This is a genomic window from Lentilactobacillus sp. SPB1-3 (assembly GCF_026913205.2).
Taxonomy (GTDB): Bacteria; Bacillota; Bacilli; order Lactobacillales; family Lactobacillaceae; genus Lentilactobacillus; species Lentilactobacillus terminaliae.
Map to the genome: position 1 here is coordinate 73,990 of NZ_CP168151.1, position 23,531 is coordinate 97,520.

20 protein-coding genes and 1 tRNA gene are annotated in these 23,531 nt (G+C 36.8%); 18 read left to right on the top strand and 3 right to left on the bottom strand.

Going from position 1 to position 23,531, the window contains the following annotated elements; translation table 11 throughout:
* The first annotated feature begins 49 nt into the window (after window positions 1-49).
* From yaaA to dnaB, 10 genes are all read left to right on the top strand, one after another.
* Window positions 50-280, top strand: a complete 231-nt coding sequence (gene yaaA / locus O0236_RS00340; RefSeq protein WP_268912196.1) for a S4 domain-containing protein YaaA — start codon at window positions 50-52, stop codon at window positions 278-280.
* Window positions 277-1,392, top strand: a complete 1,116-nt coding sequence (recF, locus tag O0236_RS00345; RefSeq protein WP_268912197.1) for a DNA replication/repair protein RecF — start codon at window positions 277-279, stop codon at window positions 1,390-1,392. The genes yaaA and recF overlap by 4 nt, the downstream gene beginning before the upstream one ends.
* 16 nt (window positions 1,393-1,408) lie before the next feature.
* Window positions 1,409-3,352 (top strand): DNA topoisomerase (ATP-hydrolyzing) subunit B, encoded by a 1,944-nt coding sequence (gene gyrB / locus O0236_RS00350; RefSeq protein WP_268912198.1) that lies wholly within the window; start codon window positions 1,409-1,411, stop codon window positions 3,350-3,352.
* A gap of 112 nt (window positions 3,353-3,464) precedes the next feature.
* On the top strand, window positions 3,465-5,939 hold the full coding sequence (gene gyrA, locus O0236_RS00355) for a DNA gyrase subunit A (RefSeq protein WP_372791769.1): 2,475 nt from the start codon (window positions 3,465-3,467) through the stop codon (window positions 5,937-5,939).
* Window positions 5,940-6,127: 188 nt separating this feature from the next.
* Window positions 6,128-6,424 carry a 30S ribosomal protein S6 gene (gene rpsF / locus O0236_RS00360; RefSeq protein ID WP_268912200.1) on the top strand — a complete coding sequence of 99 codons (297 nt, stop codon included), beginning with the start codon at window positions 6,128-6,130 and terminating at the stop codon, window positions 6,422-6,424.
* Window positions 6,425-6,459: 35 nt separating this feature from the next.
* Window positions 6,460-6,951: a single-stranded DNA-binding protein gene (gene ssb / locus O0236_RS00365; protein ID WP_268912201.1), complete on the top strand. Its 492-nt coding sequence runs from the start codon at window positions 6,460-6,462 to the stop codon at window positions 6,949-6,951.
* 35 nt (window positions 6,952-6,986) lie between these two features.
* Window positions 6,987-7,223: a 30S ribosomal protein S18 gene (gene rpsR, locus O0236_RS00370; protein WP_268912202.1), complete on the top strand. Its 237-nt coding sequence runs from the start codon at window positions 6,987-6,989 to the stop codon at window positions 7,221-7,223.
* A gap of 136 nt (window positions 7,224-7,359) precedes the next feature.
* Window positions 7,360-9,372 carry a DHH family phosphoesterase gene (locus O0236_RS00375; RefSeq protein WP_268912203.1) on the top strand — a complete coding sequence of 671 codons (2,013 nt, stop codon included), beginning with the start codon at window positions 7,360-7,362 and terminating at the stop codon, window positions 9,370-9,372.
* A 31-nt stretch (window positions 9,373-9,403) separates the two neighbouring features.
* On the top strand, window positions 9,404-9,856 hold the full coding sequence (gene rplI / locus O0236_RS00380; RefSeq protein ID WP_268912204.1) for a 50S ribosomal protein L9: 453 nt from the start codon (window positions 9,404-9,406) through the stop codon (window positions 9,854-9,856).
* Between the two features lie 148 nt (window positions 9,857-10,004).
* On the top strand, window positions 10,005-11,390 hold the full coding sequence (dnaB, locus tag O0236_RS00385) for a replicative DNA helicase (protein ID WP_268912205.1): 1,386 nt from the start codon (window positions 10,005-10,007) through the stop codon (window positions 11,388-11,390).
* Window positions 11,391-11,436: 46 nt separating this feature from the next.
* On the opposite strand, the gene O0236_RS00390 is transcribed toward dnaB, so the two are convergent.
* Both O0236_RS00390 and O0236_RS00395 read right to left on the bottom strand, forming a co-directional pair.
* On the bottom strand, window positions 11,437-12,531 hold the full coding sequence (locus O0236_RS00390; protein WP_268912206.1) for a DNA alkylation repair protein: 1,095 nt from the start codon (window positions 12,529-12,531) through the stop codon (window positions 11,437-11,439).
* A gap of 205 nt (window positions 12,532-12,736) precedes the next feature.
* Window positions 12,737-12,809 (bottom strand) — tRNA-Lys (locus O0236_RS00395).
* A 201-nt stretch (window positions 12,810-13,010) separates the two neighbouring features.
* Between O0236_RS00395 and yycF the strand changes: the two genes are divergently transcribed.
* The 8 genes from yycF (at window position 13,011) to O0236_RS00435 (ending at window position 22,878) form a co-directional block, all read left to right on the top strand.
* The gene (yycF, locus tag O0236_RS00400; RefSeq protein WP_268912207.1) at window positions 13,011-13,721 is read left to right on the top strand and encodes a response regulator YycF; all 711 of its coding nucleotides are present in this window, start codon (window positions 13,011-13,013) and stop codon (window positions 13,719-13,721) included.
* Between the two features lie 32 nt (window positions 13,722-13,753).
* Window positions 13,754-15,607 (top strand): cell wall metabolism sensor histidine kinase WalK, encoded by a 1,854-nt coding sequence (gene walK, locus O0236_RS00405; RefSeq protein ID WP_268912208.1) that lies wholly within the window; start codon window positions 13,754-13,756, stop codon window positions 15,605-15,607.
* Window positions 15,597-16,892, top strand: a complete 1,296-nt coding sequence (locus tag O0236_RS00410; protein ID WP_268912209.1) for a YycH family regulatory protein — start codon at window positions 15,597-15,599, stop codon at window positions 16,890-16,892. Before walK ends, O0236_RS00410 begins: the two co-directional genes overlap by 11 nt.
* Window positions 16,893-16,910: 18 nt before the next feature.
* Window positions 16,911-17,747: a two-component system regulatory protein YycI gene (locus O0236_RS00415; protein WP_268912210.1), complete on the top strand. Its 837-nt coding sequence runs from the start codon at window positions 16,911-16,913 to the stop codon at window positions 17,745-17,747.
* A 32-nt stretch (window positions 17,748-17,779) separates the two neighbouring features.
* A complete protein-coding gene (locus tag O0236_RS00420) occupies window positions 17,780-18,568 on the top strand; it encodes an MBL fold metallo-hydrolase (RefSeq protein WP_372791771.1) in 789 nt (262 codons plus the stop codon).
* A 69-nt stretch (window positions 18,569-18,637) separates the two neighbouring features.
* Window positions 18,638-19,876 carry a S1C family serine protease gene (locus O0236_RS00425; RefSeq protein WP_268912212.1) on the top strand — a complete coding sequence of 413 codons (1,239 nt, stop codon included), beginning with the start codon at window positions 18,638-18,640 and terminating at the stop codon, window positions 19,874-19,876.
* Window positions 19,877-20,400: 524 nt separating this feature from the next.
* Window positions 20,401-20,880 (top strand): 23S rRNA (pseudouridine(1915)-N(3))-methyltransferase RlmH, encoded by a 480-nt coding sequence (gene rlmH, locus O0236_RS00430; protein WP_268912213.1) that lies wholly within the window; start codon window positions 20,401-20,403, stop codon window positions 20,878-20,880.
* A 489-nt stretch (window positions 20,881-21,369) separates the two neighbouring features.
* Window positions 21,370-22,878: a reverse transcriptase/maturase family protein gene (locus O0236_RS00435; protein WP_372791425.1), complete on the top strand. Its 1,509-nt coding sequence runs from the start codon at window positions 21,370-21,372 to the stop codon at window positions 22,876-22,878.
* A 209-nt stretch (window positions 22,879-23,087) separates the two neighbouring features.
* On the opposite strand, the gene O0236_RS00440 is transcribed toward O0236_RS00435, so the two are convergent.
* Window positions 23,088-23,441, bottom strand: a complete 354-nt coding sequence (locus O0236_RS00440; RefSeq protein WP_268912215.1) for a hypothetical protein — start codon at window positions 23,439-23,441, stop codon at window positions 23,088-23,090.
* Window positions 23,442-23,531: the final 90 nt, after the last annotated feature.

The window sequence follows — 23,531 nt, forward strand, 5'->3', positions numbered from 1 at the left end:
TTTCCTTAAATTTGGCGTATAATATTATCTGTTAAAGGTGGGTGAAATTGTGAAAAAAGAGATTTTGATTGATGATGAATACATCACTTTAGGCCAGTTATTGAAAGAAGAAGCAATTATTTCAACTGGAGGCCAAGCAAAGTGGTATCTAAGAGAAACCGCTGTTGATGTAAATGGTGAACCAGAAAATCGTCGTGGAAAAAAACTTCGCGATGGTGATAATGTCTCGGTGCCTGACGTTGGCATGTTTTTTATTCGCTCAAAGCAGGAGAATGAATGAGGTTAACGAAAATTAGTCTCCGTAATTTTCGTAATTATGAAGATCAAGAAATAACTTTTGCTGATGGAATTAATGTGTTACTTGGAGAAAATGCTCAAGGCAAAACTAACTTATTAGAAGCAATCTATGTATTGGCACTGGCTAGGAGTCATAGAACATCAAATGACAAGGAGCTAATTAACTGGGATAGTCAAAACGCTCAGATTAAAGGAATAATTGAAAAGCAGTATTCAACAGTTCCTATAGAACTTGATTTGGGACCAAAGGGTAAAAAGGCAAAACTTAACCATTTGGAACAAGCGAAGCTATCAAGTTATATTGGCCAATTAAACGTAATTTTATTTGCTCCAGAGGATTTATCGATTGTGAAGGGATCTCCTCAAGGTCGACGAAAGTTTATGGATATGGAATTTGGTCAAATGAGTAGTCATTATCTCTACAATTTGACGCAATATCGAAAAATTTTAAAACAACGAAATCGTTACTTAAAAGATTTAAAATTTCAGCGTCGTAGTGACAAAGTTTATTTGGATGTTTTGTCAGATCAACTAGCCGCGTACGGGGCTGAGATTATTTTTGAACGAATTTCACTTTTAAATCAGTTACAAACTTTTGCTCAACGAATTCATAACGAAATCTCTCAAGGAAAAGAGAAATTAATATTTAGATATAAGACTGCGGCTTCAAAAAATGAATTAGCAAGCGTTGATTCTATCTATAAAGATCTTTTGTCACAATTTTCAACCATCAAAGAAAAAGAAATAATGCAGGCTTCTACTATCATTGGACCTCATCGTGATGACATCGTTTTTGTTATCAACGGTAAGGAAGTTCAATCCTTTGGTTCACAGGGGCAACAAAGAACAACTGCATTGTCATTGAAACTCGCTGAAATTGACTTGATGAAGCAGCAAACTGGTGAATATCCAGTTTTGTTACTTGACGATGTTTTATCGGAACTTGATGATTACCGCCAAACGCATTTACTGACGGCAATCCAAGATCGTGTGCAAACATTTTTAACAACAACGAGTTTAAGTGGAGTTCAAGAGGAATTACTTACTGATCCACAGGTATTTCATATAGCTGATGGTAAAGTAAGTAGGGATTAAGATCAGGAGGATCGTAATGGCAGACGAAAAAGAAACCAAAAAAGAGTTAGCCCATGAATATGATGCCAGCCAAATTCAAGTGCTTGAAGGCCTTGAAGCTGTTCGTAAGCGTCCGGGGATGTACATTGGAACTACGACTTCTCAAGGACTTCACCATTTAGTTTGGGAAATTGTTGATAACGGAATTGATGAAGCCTTAGCTGGCTTTGCAACCAAAATCACCGTTACGGTTGAAAAAGACAACAGTATTACCGTAACTGATGATGGTCGGGGAATTCCTGTTGATATTCAACAAAAAACTGGTAAACCAGCTTTGGAAACTGTTTTTACTATTTTGCACGCCGGGGGTAAATTTGGCGGCGGCGGATACAAAGTTTCTGGTGGACTTCATGGTGTGGGGGCCTCTGTTGTTAATGCTCTTTCTAAAGAATTGGATGTTTCCGTTACTCGTGACGGTAAAGTTTATTACATGGACTTTGAACGTGGCCGAGTAAAAACACCAATGAAAGCCATTGAGGATGTCTCCGAAGATCTTCATGGAACTAAAGTTCACTTTGTTCCAGATCCAGATATTTTTAGAGAAACCACAATTTATGACATTAAAATATTGTTAACTCGTCTTCGCGAATTAGCTTTCTTAAATAAGGGCTTAAGAATCATCGTTAGAGATCTTCGTCCTGATGAACCAACAGAAGAAGATTTCCTATACGAAGGTGGAATCAAGCACTATGTTGAATACCTTGATAAAAATAAGTCCGTCTTATTTGATGAACCTATCTACGTTGAGGGTATTGAAAATGGCATTACTGTTGAAGTAGCTATTCAATATACGGATGATTACCACAGTGATTTGCTGACATTTACCAATAATATCCATACCTATGAAGGTGGAACCCATGAGGAAGGATTCAAGCGAGCACTTACCAGAGTTATTAATGACTACGCTCGTAAGAACAACTTGCTTAAAGATAATGATGATAACCTTTCTGGTGAAGATGTTCGTGAAGGTACCACAGCAGTCGTAAGTATTAAGCATCCGGATCCACAATTCGAGGGACAAACTAAAACCAAATTAGGTAACTCTGATGCTAGAACTGCCACTGATCGTATTTTTAGTGATCATTTTTCAAAAGTTTTAATGGAAAATCCAAGTATTGCTAGAAAAATTGTCGATCGTGGAATCTTAGCTTCAAAGGCCAGAAGCGCTGCTAAACGAGCTCGTGAAGTTACTCGTAAGAAGAGTGGCCTAGAAATCAGTAATTTACCTGGTAAATTAGCTGATAACACAAGTAAAGATCCTGAAATCTCTGAATTATTTATCGTCGAGGGTGATTCAGCCGGTGGTTCTGCTAAGCAGGGTCGTTCACGAATCACTCAAGCTATTTTGCCTATTCGAGGTAAGATTTTGAATGTTGAGAAAGCCACTATGGATAAAATTTTGGCTAATGAAGAAATCCGTTCACTATTTACAGCTATGGGAACCGGATTTGGTGATGATTTTGATTTGGAAAAAATTCATTATCACAAGTTGATTATCATGACTGATGCCGATGTCGATGGAGCTCATATCCAAACATTGCTATTAACTTTGATCTATAGATACATGAGACCGCTAGTTGATGCTGGCTTTGTTTACATTGCTCAACCACCTTTGTATCAAGTCCGTCAAGGTAAGATGCAGAAGTATATTGATAGTGACGAAGAATTAACAGCTTTTCTTGGTCAACTACAACCATCACCTAAACCAGTTATTCAACGATACAAAGGTCTTGGAGAAATGGATGCGGAACAATTGTGGGAAACAACCATGAATCCGGACAACCGAAGATTGCTGCGAGTTGAATCTCAAGATGCTGCTGAAGCAAACGATGTCTTTTCAATGTTAATGGGTGACAAAGTTGAACCACGTCGTGAGTTTATTGAAGATAACGCAGTCTTCGTTGAAAACTTAGATATTTAGTTATTGTTTCACATGAAACAATTTTTGGTTGTCCGAAATGGAGGTTTGAGGATTGGCTAATGAAAATAGCAACTATGATGGTCGCGTAACCAACGTTGACTTAGTTAAAAAAATGCGAACATCATTCCTGGATTATGCGATGAGTGTTATTGTCGCTCGTGCATTGCCAGATGTTCGTGATGGTTTAAAACCGGTTCATAGACGAATTTTATATGATATGCATGAATTAGGGGTTACCCCTGATAAGCCATATAAAAAGTCAGCCAGAATCGTTGGGGATGTTTTAGGTAAATATCATCCACATGGTGATTCAGCCGTTTATGAATCAATGGTTCGTATGGCGCAGGACTTTAGTTACCGTTACATGCTAGTTGATGGACATGGTAACTTTGGTTCCGTCGATGGTGATGGCGCTGCTGCCATGCGTTATACCGAGGCTCGACTTAGCAAGATTGCACTAGAAATGTTACGTGATATCAATAAGGACACGATTGACTTTGTTGATAACTATGACGGAACAGAACGTGAGCCTAGCATTTTACCAGCTAGATTCCCTAACTTACTAGTTAACGGGGCTTCTGGAATCGCTGTGGGTATGGCCACCAATATTCCGCCACATAATCTATCTGAAGTAATCAGTGCTATTCATATTTTGATGGATAATCCTGATGCAACGACTGCAGATTTGATGGAAGCTCTTCCCGGACCTGACTTCCCAACTGGAGGAGTCGTTATGGGTAAGTCTGGAATCCGTAAGGCTTATGAAACTGGTAAGGGAACCATTACTTTACGTGCTAAGGTCGAAATTGAAGGGGAAGCTAGCAGCAAGCAAAAGATTGTTGCTACTGAACTTCCATATATGGTCAACAAGGCCAAATTAATTGAAAGAATCGCTGAGTTAGTTCGTGACAAACGAATTGAAGGTATTTCTGATATTAATGATGAATCTGACCGTGAAGGTTTACGAGTAGTTATCGATGTTAAGCGTGAAGCAAGTGCTGAAGTTATTTTGAATAACCTTTATAAATTAACTTTGATGCAAACTTCATTTAGCTTTAACATGTTAGCCATCGTTGATGAAACTCCAAGAGTGCTTAGCTTAAAAGAAATTTTGACTTACTACTTGGAACATCAAGTTAAAGTTATCACTAGAAGAACTAAATATGATTTGAGCAAGGCTCAAGCTAGAGCTCACATTCTAGAAGGGTTAAGAATCGCCCTTGATCATATTGATGCAATTATTAAAATTATTCGAGGATCACAAACTGGTGACAGCGCTAAGAATCAATTGATCGATGGCTTTGGACTTAGTGATAAGCAAGCCCAAGCAATCTTGGATATGCGATTAGTTAGATTAACTGGTTTGGAACGAGAAAAGATTGATAAAGAATACGACGATTTGATGAAGAGTATTGAAGAGTTCAAGGAAATTCTTGCAAGTCGTGAACGTGTCAATCAAATTATTTACCAAGAATTGCTTGAAATTCAAAGCAAATTTGGTGATGATCGTCGCACTGAGTTATTAGTTGGTGAAGTTTTAAGCCTTGAAGATGAAGACTTGATTGAAGAAGAGGATGTTATTATTTCTCTTACTCATAATGGTTACATCAAACGAATTCCAACTGATGAATTTAAATCACAAAATCGTGGTGGTCGTGGAGTTCAAGGGATGGGTGTCCATGATGATGACTTCGTTGAACATTTAGTTTCAACATCAACTCATGATGTCCTACTGTTCTTCACAGATGCCGGTAAGATTTATCGGATGAAGGGTTACGAAATACCTGAATTTGGTAGATCAGCTAAGGGAATTCCAATCATTAACTTACTAAGCATTGAGAACGGTGAAAAAATTCAAGCAGTTATCAATATTTCGGATAGAAATAATGATTCCGAAAAAGAATTATTCTTTGTTACTCGAAATGGAACAGTAAAACGGACACCTGTTGCTGAATTTACTAACATCAGAAGCAATGGTCTAAAGGCCATTCATCTAAAAGATGGGGATGAAGTTAATAACGTATTGATCGTAGAATCAGATCAAAACATTATTATCGGAACTCACCGAGGATATGCTGTTAGTTTCAAAGCATCCGACGTTCGTTCGATGGGTCGTTCTGCAACCGGTGTTCGTGGAATTAGATTACGTGAAGAAGATTACGTAGTTGGTTCCGATGTCTTAGCAGAAGATAGTGAAGTATTCATTATTTCTGAAAAGGGATACGGTAAACGAACACATGCCAGCCAATACCCAATTAAGGGTCGTGGGGGTAAAGGTATCAAGACCGCTAACATTACCGAAAAGAATGGTCCATTAGCTGGATTAACAACTGTGGACGGTCAAGAAGATATTATGTTGATCACTGACAAGGGTGTCATGATTCGATTCGATGTTAATGGTGTTTCAGAAACTGGTCGTGCAACTCTTGGTGTGCATTTAATCCGAATGGATGATGATGCCAAAGTCGCTACAATGGCTAAGGTCGAAAAAGAAGATCCTGATGTCGATGATGATAGTGATGAAGTAGTTAACGAAAACACTGATAATAGCGTTGATAAGAATATTGACAATAATTCAGAAGAATAATTTAAAAAGATGACGGTTATCGTCATCTTTTTTCGTATATAATTAACGTATCGTAAAACAACAAATTAGGCATATTGATATTTTTATTGATGCATGGTATAGTTTTAAATTGTGAGTATCTGATAATACAGAAACTCTCCTTGCTCTTTTTTTAAGAAGAGCCATTTGTCCAAGAGGAGGTGCAAATCATGGAAGAAAAGAAATACGAAATTACTTACATCATTCGTCCAGATATCGAAGACGCTGCTAAGACTGCTTTAGTAGAACGTTTCGACAAGATCTTGACTGATAACGGTGCTAAGATTATCGATTCTAAAGATTGGTCAAAGCGTAAGTTTGCTTACGAAATTGGTGGCTACAATGAAGGTACTTACCACATTGTTAACTTAACTGCTGATTCAGATGCAGCTTTGAACGAATTTGATCGTCTTTCAAAGATCAGTGACGACATTTTACGTCAAATGACTGTCGTTCGCGAAGGTTAATATCTAAATTATAAATTGAGAGGGGCAAATTCAGCATGCTAAACAGAGCAATGTTAACGGGACGCCTAACCCGCGATGTTGATTTACGATACACTCAAAGTGGAACAGCTGTAGGTACATTTACACTTGCAGTTGATCGCCAGTTTACAAATCAACAAGGTGAACGTGAGGCAGATTTCATTAACTGCGTTATCTGGCGTAAATCCGCTGAAAATTTTGCCAACTTCGTTCATAAAGGATCTTTGGTTGGAATTGATGGTCGTATTCAGACTAGAAATTATGAAAATCAACAAGGTCAGCGAGTTTATGTAACTGAAGTTGTGGTTGAAAACTTTGCATTATTAGAGCCACGGTCAAACCGTGACAACAACAATCAAGGTGCACCACAAGGTGGCAATGCTCCTCAACAAGGCAATGGAAATCCATTTGGGAATACTTCAAATAACAGTAACAGTTCTGCACCAGCAGATCCGTTTGCTAATTCTGGAGACTCAATTGATATTTCCGATGACGATTTACCATTCTAGGTAAACAATCGAAATAACTTGAGGAGGAAATAGTTATGGCTCAACAAAGACGTGGCGGCCGTCGCCGTCGTAAAGTTGATTTTATCGCAGCAAACCACATCGAGTACATTGATTACAAAGATGTTGATTTGTTAGCTCGTTTCGTCTCAGAACGTGGAAAAATTCTTCCACGTCGTGTGACTGGAACTAGTGCCAAAAACCAACGTAAATTAACAATTGCTATCAAACGTTCACGCATCATGGGATTAATGCCTTTCGTTGCTGAAGACTAATAGCATAATAAGAAACTGAGATATTTATATCTCGGTTTTTTTTTACCAAATTTTTGATTAGCAATAGTCGATCACGAAGGGAAATCACACTTGTGGTAAAATAAAGGCAATACAACGTTAAGTTAAGAGGATTAATATGGATAATAATAATTCAAAAGGAAATGGTCAACTACCACCATTTCTGCATAATACTAGACTAAGACGAATTATGATTTTTATCGCAGTCACAGTAATTTACGGGGTCGTTGTTTCGTTCCTATATAGTGTGGTTTCAGCGATTGTTCTTGTGGCCATTAGTATTGTTGGATTGATATATACAATAGTTATGATGAATGAAATCAGTTCTGATACGAATAAGTATATAGCTGATTTATCATATAGAATTCATCGTGGTGAACAAGAAGCCCTTTTAGAAATGCCAATTGGTGTATTGGTATTAGGCGAAAACAAAAAAATTGAATGGGCTAATCCATTCTTGCTAAATTATTTTAAAGATGAGAATGTGCTTCAAAAGTCACTTGGGGACTTAGATCATAATCTTGAAGAAGCCATCTTAAAGTATGAGGATTCCAATGAATTTCATACCATCACATGGCATGATAACAAGTTTTCAATGCTTGTCCAACGGGAATATAACACTATTTATTTCTTAGACATTACTAAGTATGCCAAGCTAGAGGAACGTTACGACAACGAACAAATCACGGTTGGACAGATCTTCCTAGATAACTATGATGAAGTTACCCAGTCGATGACTGACCAAGAAATTTCGAACCTTAGTAACTATGTGACTAATGAGCTCGCCTCGTGGTCACAAAAATATGGTATGTATTTGAAACAAATTGACGATGATCATTTCTTCTTATTAGCCTATGTTAAGGCATTAAATGAAGTTGAAAATGACAAGTTTAATATTTTGGATGTGGTTCGTGAAAGTACATCTAAACAAAACTTCCCATTAACATTAAGTATCGGTATTTCTTATGGTGATGAAGACTTAAATAGTTTAGCGGATCAAGCTCAAAGTAATTTGGACTTGGCACTTGGTCGAGGTGGTGACCAGGTAGTTGTCCGTGAACTTGATGGAACTGCTAGGTTCTACGGTGGAAAAACTAACCCAATGGAGAAACGTACTAGAGTCCGGGCTAGAATGATTTCTCAAGCCTTAAATGAGTTGATGAATGATTCTGATCAAGTATTTGTTCAAGGACATACTAGACCTGATATGGATTCATTAGGAGCTTGTTTGGGAATTAGAAGAATTGCTCAGATGAATGGTAAAAAATGTTGGATTGTTCTTGATAAAGAGCAAGTTCACTCAGATATCCAACGACTACTTCAAGAAACTAAAAGTTATCCAGAAATCAATGATGCAATCATTACTCCTGGCGAGGCTATAACTAAGGCTACCGATAATAGTTTATTGATTATGGTGGATCATTCTAAGCCTTCAATTAGTATTTCTGAAGAGGTTTATGAAATGATGGCTAAAAAGGTGGTTATTATTGATCACCACCGTCGAGGAGAAGAATTTCCAGAAAATCCAATGTTGGTCTACATTGAACCTTACGCTTCTTCAACATGTGAGTTGATCACTGAAATGTTTGAATATCAATCTCACGAAGAAGAACCAATTAATAAGGTTGAAGCTACAGCAATGCTTACCGGTATTTTTGTAGATACTCAACGCTTCTCAATGAGAACTGGTACCAGAACCTTTGATGCGGCCAGTTACTTGAGATCAACAGGTGCTGATTCGAATGATATGCAACAATTAATGAAGGAAAACGTTGATAATTACCTTGAACGAAACCATTTGATTTCGTTAGTTGAATTTTTCAATGACGATATGGCACTTATTACTGGTGAAGATGATAAAGCATACGATTCAGTTACCGCTGCACAAGCATGTGATTCATTATTGACTATGTCAGGAGTAGACGCCGCATTTATCATTACCAAGCGACTAGATGGTTTAGTTGGAGTCTCAGCTAGAAGTACGGGGAATATCAACGTACAGATCATCATGGAACGAATGGGTGGCGGTGGTCACCTTTCAAGTGGTGCTACTCAAATCGCTGACAAGTCAGTGAGTGAAGTTAAAGAAATGCTGCTTGAAACCATCAAGAATATCGATGATAATGAATAGCAGGAATACTGTTAAGTAGGAGTGATTAATTATGAGAGTAATTTTTTTACAAGATGTTCGTGGAAAAGGTAAACGTGGTGATATCAAGGAAGTTCCTGATGGTTATGCACAAAACTTTTTGATTAAGCAAGGTAAGGCTAAAGCTGCTACACCAACTGCAATGAGTCAACTTAAGGGACAACAAAAGGCTGAAGAAAAGAAAGCTGAAGAAGTCTTAGAAGATGCTCAAAAAGTTAAGGCAGTTCTTGAAAACGACGACACAGTTGTTGAATTAACTGCGAAAGCCGGTTCTGATGGCCGATTATTTGGCTCAATTCCAAGTAAACAAATCGCTTCTGCACTTGATAAGCAATATGGAATCAAGCTGGATAAGCGTAAAATTGAGCTTAATGAGCCAATTCGGGTAGCTGGATACACTAACGTGCCTGTAAAGCTTCACCCTCAAGTGACCGCTAAAATCCGGGTTCACGTAACTGAACAATAATCTTAAAAGAAGACGACCTCACGTTGCCAATTTGGTAATCGTGAGGTGTTTCTTTTTCTTAGTAAAATTTATATCTGACGAACGTTTTTTATTTTATGATTTTGTGTGATAATATAAGTTTAATTACGGAGAAATTTGAGGAGTTAAAATGAACAACGAACCTATGAATGAATTACCACCTCAAAATGTCGATGCTGAAAAAGCTGTTCTAGGAGCAATCTTTTTAAGCACCGATGCATTGATCGAGGCCATGGAATATCTGGATCCTGGGGATTTTTACAAACGTTCTCACCAGATTATTTTCCAGGTCATGGTTGATTTAAATGATAAGGATCAGGCAATCGATGTTGTTACTGTATCTGATATGCTGACCGATCAAAATAATCTTGAAGATGCTGGTGGCATTGCATATATTGCTGAATTAGCTGGTTCAGTGCCAACCGCAGCTAATATTGTTTACTATGCCAAAATAGTTAAAGATAAGGCCGTTTTAAGACGTTTGATCCAAACTGCCACTAATATTGTTACCAATAGTTACGGTACGGAAGATGACGTTGAAACGGTCCTTGATAACGCTGAACGAGACATCATGAACGTGGCTGAAAATCGGAATCAATCTGGATTCAAGCCAATCAAAGATGTCTTAAACTCTGCTTTTAGTGAAATTGACCGATTATCTCAAGACGGCGACGAAATCACTGGATTATCAACTGGTTATCCCGAACTCGATAAAATAACTACTGGGTTGCATGATGATGAATTGGTCATTTTAGCAGCTCGTCCAGCCGTTGGTAAAACTGCGTTCGCGCTAAATGTCGCTCAAAATGTAGGTACCAAAACTGATAAAGCCGTTGCTATTTTCAGTTTGGAAATGAGTGCCGAATCGTTAGTTAACCGAATGTTATGTGCTGAAGGTAGTATCAACGCTAACCACTTGAGAACCGGACAATTAACCGAAGAAGAATGGCAAAACCTTGTTGTGGCGATGGGAAGCCTATCTCGAGCCAATATCTATATTGATGATACCCCAGGAATTAAGATGTCAGAAATTCGGGCTAAATGTCGCCGATTAGAAAAAGAAACTGGCAACATGGGATTAGTTGTAATCGATTATTTGCAACTGATCGAAGGTGGAAATCGAGAAAACAGACAACAAGAGGTTTCTGATATTTCTCGACAATTAAAGAAACTTGCTAAAGAACTCCATGTGCCCGTAATCTCATTGTCACAGCTTTCTCGTGGTGTGGAACAACGTCAGGATAAACGACCAGTTTTATCTGATATTCGTGAATCTGGATCAATTGAACAGGATGCTGATATCGTAGCATTCCTGTATCGTGATGATTACTATGAGCGAGAAGATGGCGAAGATGATGACTCAGGTGGTCAAAATGACGACGATATGGGTGATGTAGGTGAAGTCGAGGTAATTATCGAGAAGAACCGTTCAGGCCCTCGAGGAACCATTAAATTGCTATTTGTTAAGTCGTATAATAAATTCTCATCAATTGCATACGTGCCAGAGGCTAACTAAAAACGCCCTAACTTGGATTTCATCCATAGTTAGGGCGTTTTTATGCTTAAGAAAGCGTTAGATTAACATCTGTACTAGTTGTTGGCACTGTGTTGACCAGCAATTCAATATGATGCATACCGGAATATAAGGTGCGCGTAGTTAGTTGTTTCCACTTAATTGAGAAGTGTCCACTGAGTGTTTGATGCGGCTTCAAATTGATTCTTTTAATGAAAAAATCTTTGGCAGATGTTTGCTGATTTTTTTTGACGTAATGCACGCGATATCCGAGATAAATTGGCAAGGTGCTATTGGATTGATTAGTAAGTTCGTAATTTAAGTCTGAGCTTTGATTTAGGGTAACATTTACTGAAGATGGCGTTAATGAAATGTTTGATAGCAAATGAGCGTCTTGCTGGCTGTATCCTAGCAGAGCTAAGACATCTGGGTTACCAGCCTTAAAAAGTGTTCGAAGAGCACGATTGATGACCCAGTCAGTAGATTTAGAATCGTGCCAGTGAGATTTACAAAAATCGATCACTAATTGGGGATGATCCTTACTTATATCGTTTAGATTGTTTGCGACACTCTTTTGAACGTATTGGCTGTCGTCATGAATTAGGTTTTCTAAAATCGGAAAAATAGGTGTTGGATCTTCAATGAATTGTGTCAGGCGGATGCCCCATGGCAATCGTGGCCGAATTCCCTCACTCGCAAGCCGTCTTTGATCTTCATCATCGCTCTGTGACCAATCCATCATTTGTTCTGTTGTCTTTTCTGGTTCCGCAATTAAAAATGGTCGAACAGCGAATTCTGATGAGGATGCTTTAGTTAAGATCCCTAGGGATTCCATCGAAGTTTCCCAATCTTCTCTGCCATAAAATGCAACATAATTTGGCAAGCATAATGCGGCAAAGCCCGTAATAGTCGTACTGATATCACGTAAAATTTGAGCTGCCTGCTTAAAATCACTTGGGAATTGTTGATGAAGAGCTTGAGTAATTTGATCACGACGCTCCATTAGTTTTAATTCTTCCCAGTCATCATGTACCGTGTCTTTAATAAATGTAGGTATATCGAAACTTGGATAGTGTTTAGAAATTGCCTCGCCTAACTTATTTAAGAAATCTTTTGAATAAACATCTTTTAGAGCATCCGCCATATTATTCCTCCCGATATAAAACTCACTTCTCATTTGTTAATTTAGGTTTCTGATTATATATTGTCAAAATAAAAACCTCTAATTGGGATGAATAATCCAAATTAGAGGTTATCTCTAGGTTGAAAATGGTAAAGAGAAATTTTGAATAAAAAAATAACAGTAACGGCCTTAGGGCAGCGTTACTGTTATTTAATAATGATGTTAGTGGGCAGTCAGGGGCTCGAACCCTGGACCCACGGATTAAGAGTCCGTTGCTCTACCAACTGAGCTAACTGCCCATCACCTAACCGACTTAAATATAATATCATGCAGAAAAATTATTTGCAACACCAAAATCGAAAAAATTCAAGAAATATGACTTAAAGTTGTTTTTAGCGGGAATTTCAGTGAAAAAGGGGCTCTGTGTTATAATATTTGTATTGTAGGATTTGTGTAAAGATAAAAATAAACATTAGAATTCAACGTTAGGAGAATTATTAATGGCCAAAAAGATATTAGTAGTCGATGATGAAAAGCCAATCGTCGATATTGAAAAATTTAATTTAAATAAAGAAGGTTACGAAGTATACGTAGCCTATGATGGTGAAGAAGCACTTGAACAAGTTAAGGAAGTTGATCCCGATTTAATTATTCTTGATTTGATGTTGCCAAAAATGGATGGGCTTGAAGTCGCCCGTGAAGTTAGAAAAACTAAGGACACACCAATTATCATGGTAACTGCTAAAGATTCTGAACTTGATAAAGTTCTAGGACTTGAATTAGGAGCCGATGATTATGTTACTAAGCCATTCTCAAATAGAGAACTTGTAGCTCGTGTTAAAGCTAATTTGCGTCGTCAAGCTACACCAAGTAATACCGATGACCAAAATGAAGTTACTAAAGATATTGAAATTGGTGATTTAGTTATTCATCCGGATGCATACTCAGTCTCTAAACGCGGTGAGAGCATTGAATTAACTCACCGTGAGTTTGAATTGCTCCATTATCTTGCTCAACATATTGGTCAAGTCATGACTCGTGAACATTTGTTACAAACTGTTTGGGGTTACGATTATTTTGGAGATGTTAGAACAGTTGACGTCACGGTTCGTCGTCTACGTGAAAAAGTTGAAGATAACCCAAGTCATCCAGCCTGGTTAGTTACTAGACGTGGAGTAGGGTACTACTTAAGAAACCCAGAAAACGAATAGTTTTAGAAAAAAACAAAGGGGTAAAACTGGTTTTGAACGGAAAAATCAAATTTTATCAATCAATAAAATTTAAAATTGCGCTAGTTTTCGCCCTAGTTCTATTATTGACTCTCGAAATTGTGGGAGCCGTTTTTGTTAAACAACTAGAACACCAAAACTTGTCGACTTTTAAGAATCAGGTTCAGTTACAAACATATGTTAGTAAGTCACTAACTACACAATTGTCGCGGACCAATGTCCAGTTAGCTAATCGACAAATCCGAACGATTTTAAATGATGCTGAGTCTGTGAATTCAGCTCAAATTCAAGTGGTTGATAGTAATGGAACGATTCGAGGGACTAACCAAGTCAACAATCAAGCAATCGTTGGCCAAAAAACTACTGACAATTCGGTTAAGAGTGCTTTGTACTCTGGTAAACCAATTGAAAAAGATACCTTCAATTCAGCCAACAATGACCGGTACTATACGCGAATTACGCCTTTAATGAAGAGTACAGGCAATAATCGTCAGGTCGTTGGTGCTGTGTTCGTGAAGGTTAATTTGGACACGGTTTATCAGCAAATCAATAGTATTACAGCAATTTACTTATTTGCTGCTTCAATTGCCATTATCTTAGGACTGTTGATCTCAATCGTAATTTCTCGAGCAATCACTAACCCAATTGAAGAAATGAAGAAACAAACCCTCAGAATCGCTAGAGGAGACTATTCCGGACAAGTTCATATTTATGGTAATGATGAGTTAGGACAACTCGCGAGTGCTGTTAATAACCTTTCTGTGAGAGTTGAGGAGTCTCATGAGTCCACAGAATCTGAAAGACGGCGACTCGATTCAGTTTTAGCCAACATGACCGATGGTGTGCTAGCAACTGATCGCCGTGGTAACGTCACAATTATCAATGAAATGGCTGTCAGTTTCTTGGATATCACTGAAGAGGACGTGATGGGACGCTCAATTCTTGATGTTTTAGATATTAAGGATAATTACAGTCTTAGAGACTTGTTAGAGCAACCAGATGACGTCATCATTGATTTGTCTAATGATGATCAAGATTTGATTTTGCACGCCCATTTCTCACTGATTCAGCGAGAATCAGGATTTATTAGTGGTTTGGTATGTGTACTTCGTGATATCACTGAACAGCAACGAATCGACCAAGATAGAAAACAATTTGTTTCTAACGTGTCTCATGAATTGAGAACACCACTTACAAGTATGCGGTCATATATTGAGGCTTTAACGGATGGTGCTTGGCAGGATCCAGAATTAGCACCTAAGTTTTTGAAAGTTACTCAAGATGAAACAGACCGGATGATTCGAATGATCAATGACTTATTAACATTGTCACGAATGGAGTCTGGAACTCAAAAGATGGAAAACGAGTTAGTTAACATCAATGAGTTATTTAACTATGTCTTAAATCGATTTGACATGATTATTGAAAAAGATGATCATCCAGAAAAAACATATTCGATTAAACGTTACTTCACTAAACGTGATTTGTGGGTTGAATTAGATACTGACCGCTTCACTCAAGTGTTAGATAACATTATGAATAACGCTATCAAATACTCGCCAGATGGTGGTACTATCACTTGTCGTTTATATGAAACTAGAAACAAAGTGATTATGAGTATCAATGACCAAGGTTTGGGAATCCCTAGAAAGGACTTACCACACATTTTCGATCGATTCTACCGAGTTGATAAGGCTCGTTCTAGAAAACAAGGGGGAACTGGTCTAGGACTAGCTATCTCTAAAGAAGTTGTGGAAGCACTTGGTGGCCAATTGTGGGCAGAGAGTATCGAAGGGAAAGGTTCAACATTCTATATTGCCCTTCCATATGAACCGTTAGCAGAGGAGGACTTGTGGGATGAGGTTTAGTAAGTTTTTACTGCCAACTGGATTAGTAATCGCGATTGCAATCAGTCTTGGATTATCAGTTGTTTTATGGACAAATCCGGCCAATTATCGGAGTAAAGAAGACAACACGCAAAATTCACAGAGTGAGATATTGGTTAAACCTAAGCGGACCATATTTGCTCCTACACAAGCAATTGTGAATGAAAAAGATGGTGCCCATAATATACTGATCAACCAGTCTGTTAATATGATTTCAGAAATCAATCAGCAGATGAAAGGTTATCGTCGGGCAAGAATGAGAACGATAGTTTCCAATGATCAAAAGAAATACTATCAAACAATCAGAAGACCCGATTCGATTTTATTAAATTATGCAAGTCCGGTTATGATTTCGACTGTTAACTCAATAGTTAACGATCGTTTTTCAAGATTAGATGACCATATGGTAAATCGGATCATCTTGCCTTTAAATGACGATTCAAAGATATATTTACTTAATGACAGTAACTTTACTGTCTATCAAGTTAATGTTAAAAAACACAGTTTAAATGGCTTGAACAAAGTATTGAAAATTAAATCCAGCAAGTTTCCGGTTTCCATTAAGAATTTGAACGGTGCACCAACAATGTATGTTGACCAACCAATCAAAATGCAACCATATCGATACTTACTTGATCGCCAATCACCTGATTATTTTGTTGGTCGGTTGTTGAATGACAGTAATTCAACGAACGTTTCTTTGAAACGACGCGGTTCTGAATTAATTTATTCTAACCAAGGAACTAAGAGATTGGTTTTCAATACTAAAACCAGAAATGCCGTTTACTCAGATTATTCAGTAAATGACGTAGCTAATAATTTAAAATCTATGATCGATGATTCATATCGGCAGTTACTAAAAATTGGGCTGCCAATGGATAATCTTAGATTCTATGGTTACAATGACGATAATTCACAAGTAACTTTCCGTTCATTTGTTGAAGGGTTTCCGATTTTTCGAGAGGATGGCTCTGGTGAAGTTTCCATCGATACCGTCAATACTAGTTTGCAACGATTCAAATTTTTACTAGACACACCACAAGTACCAATTCCTAGTAAGAGTGGCTACGTTGCCTTGCCTACGACTACGACTGTATTGAATCGATTAAAGAACTATGGTTACAAAACTAATAAAATCTATAAAGTTAGATTAGGATATCGTTGGGAACAAAGTTCAAAACGAACTACTTTAATTAATCTGGTACCGGATTGGTTCGTTTTGTATGGAAATAAATGGCATAGTTACAACGATATGCTGAACAAATAGTGAGAGGAGGGGAGTCTATTGAATTTTAAACGAATTGAGTTAATCTTTTTGGTAACATTTATCGCTATTGATATATTTTTATTTGGCATGTTTCGTCAAAATATGAATATGCAAGCGGAAAATGTTTCTCAAGATAATACGAACTCAACTATTATCAAAGAAATGAAAAATGATCAGATTAAGTTCAATAAGTTGGCAACTGGTCAAAGCGCCGCATACTATATTTCTGGAACGCGAACAGGTGAATTACGTTCGTTGACTGGTCAGTTAACTAATCAGACTCCCCACTTTATTGATAATGAAATTCAGAGCGAATTTAAACAACCAGTCAATGTAGATAGTGACCGTCCAAGTACAACGATAAATAAGTTAATCACTGATCCTTCGTTTGTTGTGGATGGTAAAGATTATCGTTATAGCAAAGATCTATCAAGTAAGCAGACAGTCGTCTACGTTCAAAAAGCGATCAACAATGATATATACTCAAATGAAGCTCAGATAAAATTCTTTTTGAATACCAATAATCAAATTGTTAACTATACTCAAACCCATCTCAGTGATGTTAAAATTTTACGTGAAAAAGCGGAAACTATTTCTGAACAACGAGCATTGATCTGGTTGTATCAATACAATGAAATTCCTAATAACACGCAAATTCTTTGGACTAAGTTAGGTTATACTAAGCTAATAACTGTAGCACCGGATATTGTGTTTATCCCAACGTGGATCGTGGCAATCAAGCCCCAAAATTCATCTCAGGTGCAACTTAAGAAGATTAATGCATTCACGGGTGGTATTATTCGAGATTCAAATAGTGAATTACAGAATGGCCAAGACAATGGCGGAATTAGTTAACTTAAGGAGTAATTATTGTGGAAAATGACGATATGAAAATTAGTGTGCTTGCGAGTGGCAGTACGGGTAACGTCACTTACATTGAAACACCCCAGCGGAAAATATTACTTGATGCTGGTTTGAGTGGTAAAAAGATAGCTAATCTAATGCAATCAATTGGTCGTGATATTAACGACGTTGATTCTTTATTAGTTACGCATGAACACTCTGATCACCGTCAAAGTGTGGGTGTGTTGGCTAGAAAATATGACTTAAACGTTTATGCCAACGAAGGTACGTGGAATGCCATGGACGGTAAAATCGGCAAAATGCCAGCTGAAAAAATGAATCTATTTCCAGCTAATACTGTCAAAACTTTCGGTGATCTAGATATCGAAAGTTTTTCCGTGTCTCACGATGCCGCTGAACCACAATTCTACGTTTTTCACCACAATAATAAATCTTTTGTTGTGTTAACCGACACAGGATACGTTTCTGATCGCATGGAAGGTATTATTAAGGACTCTGAGGGTTACTTGTTAGAGTGTAACCATGATATCGAAATGCTCCAAAATGGAGACTATTCATGGCCATTAAAACAACGTATCATGTCTGATCGCGGTCATTTATCAAATGTGGATGGCGCTAACACAATGTTAGACATTATTGGTAATCGTACTAAGAAAATATTCTTAGGTCACCGAAGTCAGCACAATAATATGAAGACATTGGCGCATCTGACAGTCTCCTCAATTTTGACTGATCATGATTTAGCAGTTAATCACGATTTTCAGTTGTTAGATACTGATGCAGAAAGTGCTTCACCGTTAACAATTATTTAAGTAATTATTTTAGGTTATTTTAAGTTAAATGTTATAGAATTAATGAAAAGATAGTTAGGAGGATTATGAATGGCGACAGGTAATGGATTTGGAAAAATCGTGTTAACAGCATTAGTTGCCGGAGCATTAGGTGGCGCGGTAACCTATGGTGGGGTTTCTTATGTAAATCATCAAAATGGAGATACAACGACCGAGTTATCGACAAATAATGCTGGTACTGCAAAAGTAAGTAACGTCAAAGTAAATTTGAATACACAGTCTGAACGTGCATTTAATTCAACCAAAAATGCGGTTGTTTCGGTTATTAACTTACAAAAAGAGAATAGCAGTTCTTCATCTTCCGGCCTAGCTGGTCTGTTTGGAATTGGTGGTAGCAAGAGTAATAGCGATTCTAGCAGCTCTGGCAAGCTAGAAGCCGCCAGTGAAGGTTCGGGGGTTGTTTATAGAAAGAGCGGCAATACTGCTTATATCGTGACGAATAATCACGTTATCAGTGGTTCTAATTCCCTTGAAGTCATTTTAAGTAATGGTTCTCGAGTTAGTGCAGATATCGTCGGTAAGGATTCAGTAACTGATTTGGCTGTGTTGAAAGTTAACTCAAGCAAAATCAAGACAGTGGCTGCTTTCGGTAACTCTGATAATATTAAGGTTGCTGAACCTGTCTTGGCAATTGGTTCACCGTTGGGATCCCAATACGCAACTTCAGTTACGCAAGGAATCATCTCAGCCAAGAAACGAGAAGTTGCCCAGACTAATTCAAATGGTCAAACTACAGGTAACGCAACGGTTATTCAAACTGATGCGGCTATCAACCCAGGTAACTCTGGTGGTCCGCTAATCAATATGGAAGGCCAAGTTGTTGGTATCAACTCAATGAAATTGGCTCAGGATCAAGAAGGAACTAGTGTTGAAGGAATGGGATTCGCTATTCCATCTAACGAAGTCGTAAATATTATTAATCAATTGATTACCAGTGGTAAGGTCACTAGACCTGCTTTAGGAATTCAATATGTAGATCTTTCAAACATATCTGAAAGCCAGCAAAAATCCGTTCTTAAGTTACCTACAAGCGTTTCACATGGTGTGGTTGTCTTGAAGGTAACTGCCGGATCACCTGCTGCTCGAGCAGGATTGAAGAAGTATGATGTGATTACTAAGCTAGATGGTCAGAATATTACTGAACAGACTGCTATCAGGGATGTTTTGTATAAGCATAAGCTTGGTGATACGATTTCAGTAACTTACTATCACGATGGTTCGCAAAAGACGAGTCAGGTAAAATTAACTCAAAAAGCGACGGATGAATAGATTTTAAGAATATTAAATGGGTAGCGAACAGTAAATGTTCGCTACCTTTTCTTTTTGCTAACGTTTAGAAATCGATTTCTATGCGGTATACTAAAAAGACAAACGTAATTTTAGTTTTCGGTGAAATTGTTGCCTAAAAAAAGTTTCAAAAATAATTAAAAAAATTTTTGTGGATAACTCTGTTCATAACTTATTTTTCAGAGTGAAAATCGCTATATAAAGGTAAATCTGGGAATTAAGCTGAAATCAAAAGTTATCCACAAAAATGTGGATAACTTTTGATAGTAGATTTGTTCGGGTTATAATATGCCGGTAAGTGTTGATACATAAGGGTTTTCGTTTTAGGGTTTCGAACACACGTTGTTAATAAACCTGTGGATAAAAAAGTGCTATTGACATTTTTTCAAAAAATGCATTTAACGACAAAAATGATGCAAAGTTAGTCACCTGTGGATAACTTTGTGGATAAACTGTTAATAGCTCGTTATTTTTACACAACATTACACATTTGGAGGATAAATTAGATGAATATCAAATTAGTTGTGGTAGGGAAATTAAAGGAAAAGTATTTCAAACAAGGGATTGCCGAATATGCTAAGCGCCTGTCGCGTTTTTGCAAATTTGAAATTGTGGAAGTTCCTGATGAGAAGGCACCAGAATCACTTAGTGATGCGGAAATGAAGGATGTTATGCAAAAGGAAGGCGAACGGATTTTAAGCAAGATCAAGGACCGTGAATACGTTTACGCCCTTGCAATACTAGGAAAAGAGCGCTCATCCGAAGAATTCGCAAAAGAAATCGCAAACCTGACCACTTATGGACATTCTGATATCACTTTCGTAATTGGTGGATCATTGGGAATGTCACCTGAAGTGTTGAAACGAGCAGACACTCATATTTCATTTGGTCGATTCACACTTCCACATCAATTGATGAGATTAGTTCTGACTGAACAGATTTATCGGGCCTTCATGATTAATGAAGGTAGTCCATATCATAAATAATTGCTTTAAGAGTTCACTCTTTCACGATATTGCTTGCTATATGTGTTAAGTAGGATACTAAAATGTCAGATTTAAATAATTTATTAATTGTTACAAAAATTAAATTTATTTTTACACCAACGAATGTGAAAAATCAGTGTGTAAACTATTATCCTATAGTAGAATAAAGTATTTTTATGTGATACCATAAAAACACCGGTTCTAATAAGGTTCCTATGGCTGGAGATCCGACACGTGTGTAACACATTTCTGCTCCTTTGTCAATAATTAAGTTGAATAAATCAGCGGACCGTGTGTTCATCACCAACAAAGTGATGATTACCAAATCGAGTAACGCGATGATTCGCAGAACTCTTGGTTCACATACCTCAATTCTTTGGAGATAATAATCTTCAATTCTATTGTAAGAATAAACTAGCAACTGCAGGGTAGTGCTTGTGCAAGAAGTGCAAGCTGACTAGGATAGGCTTCGCACGTATTAGACGGGCTTTGGCAAATGATCTTGTTAGATCAGCTAAAACTCGTTTTTCTTTTGGGAGAATTATGGAAAAAAATATGTTTGATATAGCAGCGGATGATGCTTGCAAAAACAATAACAATGGTTATATACATTTTGATGGACCAATTGCTTCAAAAGAGAGTGCACGAATGAAAACAATAGTTCGCAATAAAACGGTAATTAAAAAATTTCGATTTATGCCATTTATAACCTATGAAGTTGTGAGTAATAAATACTCAATTGTTGATAATAAGCCAAAAGTCAAAAAAAAGAAACGTACAATTTCATTAGCCAGCCATCATGATTCATTTGTTTTCAGGTACTATGCTAGTTTACTTACTCAATATTACGATGATTTTTCAAAAAAAAATGAATTTTCTGATTGTGCTGTTGCATATAGAAAAAAGCAGAAAAAATCAAATATAACCACAGCTAAAGAAGTATTTGATTTCATGTATGACAACGATTTAGTATGGGTGTTTAAAGGAGATTTTAAAGGATTTTTTGATAATCTAGATCATAAATATTTAAAAAAAATGGTAGCTAATGTTATGCAAGAGCCAAGACTTCCAGATGATTGGTACAGCGTTATAAAGGCCATAACTAGCTACAGATCGATTAGCAAAGATAATCTTTTGAAGGCTATAAAACGTGAACGTCACGGTAAGCTGTATAAAATATCATCTGGCATGACATATTTTAAAAGTAGAAGACAATTTTCTGATTTTGTAAAAAATAAGAAAATAAAAATATCAAGAAAAAATTTGGTCGGGATTCCTCAAGGCACCACGATTAGTGCTGTATTGGCTAATGTTTATATGATTGATTTTGATAGAAGTTTATTCAACTGTATTAAAAATTACGGAGGAATTTATAGAAGATACTCTGATGATTTCATTGTTTGTATACCTAAGGAAAATCTATCAATAAATGAATTCATTGCTTTAAAAAATAAAATCATGAATTTAAGTCAAGAAACATTAAAATTAACAATTGAACCAACTAAAACAAAAAGCTTTTTATATGATCGAAATCGCGGTGATATTCGTCTCATATCAGGTAGTAATATTACAAAAACATCTGCTTTATCATATTTAGGTTTTGTTTTTGATGGTATTAATGTTTCTATAAGACCTAAAAGTATTTATAAATTTATCTATAAAAGTAAACGAAATGTTTCACTTTTAGGGATGTCTGAAAATATATGGAAAACTATTCCTATGCTTAAGAGTGACTATCATGGAAAATCTCGAATTGTGAAATACTTGATAAAAGATCAAAACAATCATAAAAATTTCGTATTGCGAAAACGAATTGTGAAAAGGTATATATCTATACCTGCCAAAATACTTCCACGAATTTCAATGATGTCATACGCCGAAACTTCACAGTATATGATGGACAAAGGTGAAAAATATAAAGTTGGTGTAAAAAAACAAGTTGTAAAACAAATTATTAAAAATCAAAAAAAGTTAGCTGAGTATCGAAAAAATAATTAACATTGTTAAAATTGTTAACCTCTCATTATTAAAATCACTTTTTTTGTAATATTTCATAATTTGTTAAAGTTCACATATAAGTTCTCAAAACTTCGCAATCTATTGTATTCCAACGTATGCAGTTAACGTCCGACACTTTAGCAACAGATACCTAAAGACACACAAAAAGAAACCATCCATTACATCAAGTAACGGCTGGTTTCTTTTCGTTAATCGTAATCATCAAAATCACTGTTTTCATGGAAATCAGGATCTGAATCGTCGCGAATACCGTCGTAACTATCACGGAAATCGTGCTCGTATTCATCCCAATAAAGTCCTTCATCTTTGTAAACGTCCCTGTAGGGTTCTTGAGCGGAATTATAGCCATCACCGTTATAACGACCGTTGCCATAATAACCACTAATACCAAATGCGAAAAAGGCTATACAGCCTACTAAAACCAGAATGATATAGCCAAACGTGAGAATCCAAGGCCAGAACCAAACAAATAATTTAAATATTAAATAGAGTGTTCCCGCAACTTCAAAAAAGTGGGCGGTCTTTGACTTAATTATGATCATCTCCCAATTCAAGTTTACGCTATTGGAAAGTATATATCTAAAAATGTTTGTATATATGCCGGTTTAAATAAAATTTCAAAGCTTTTGAAA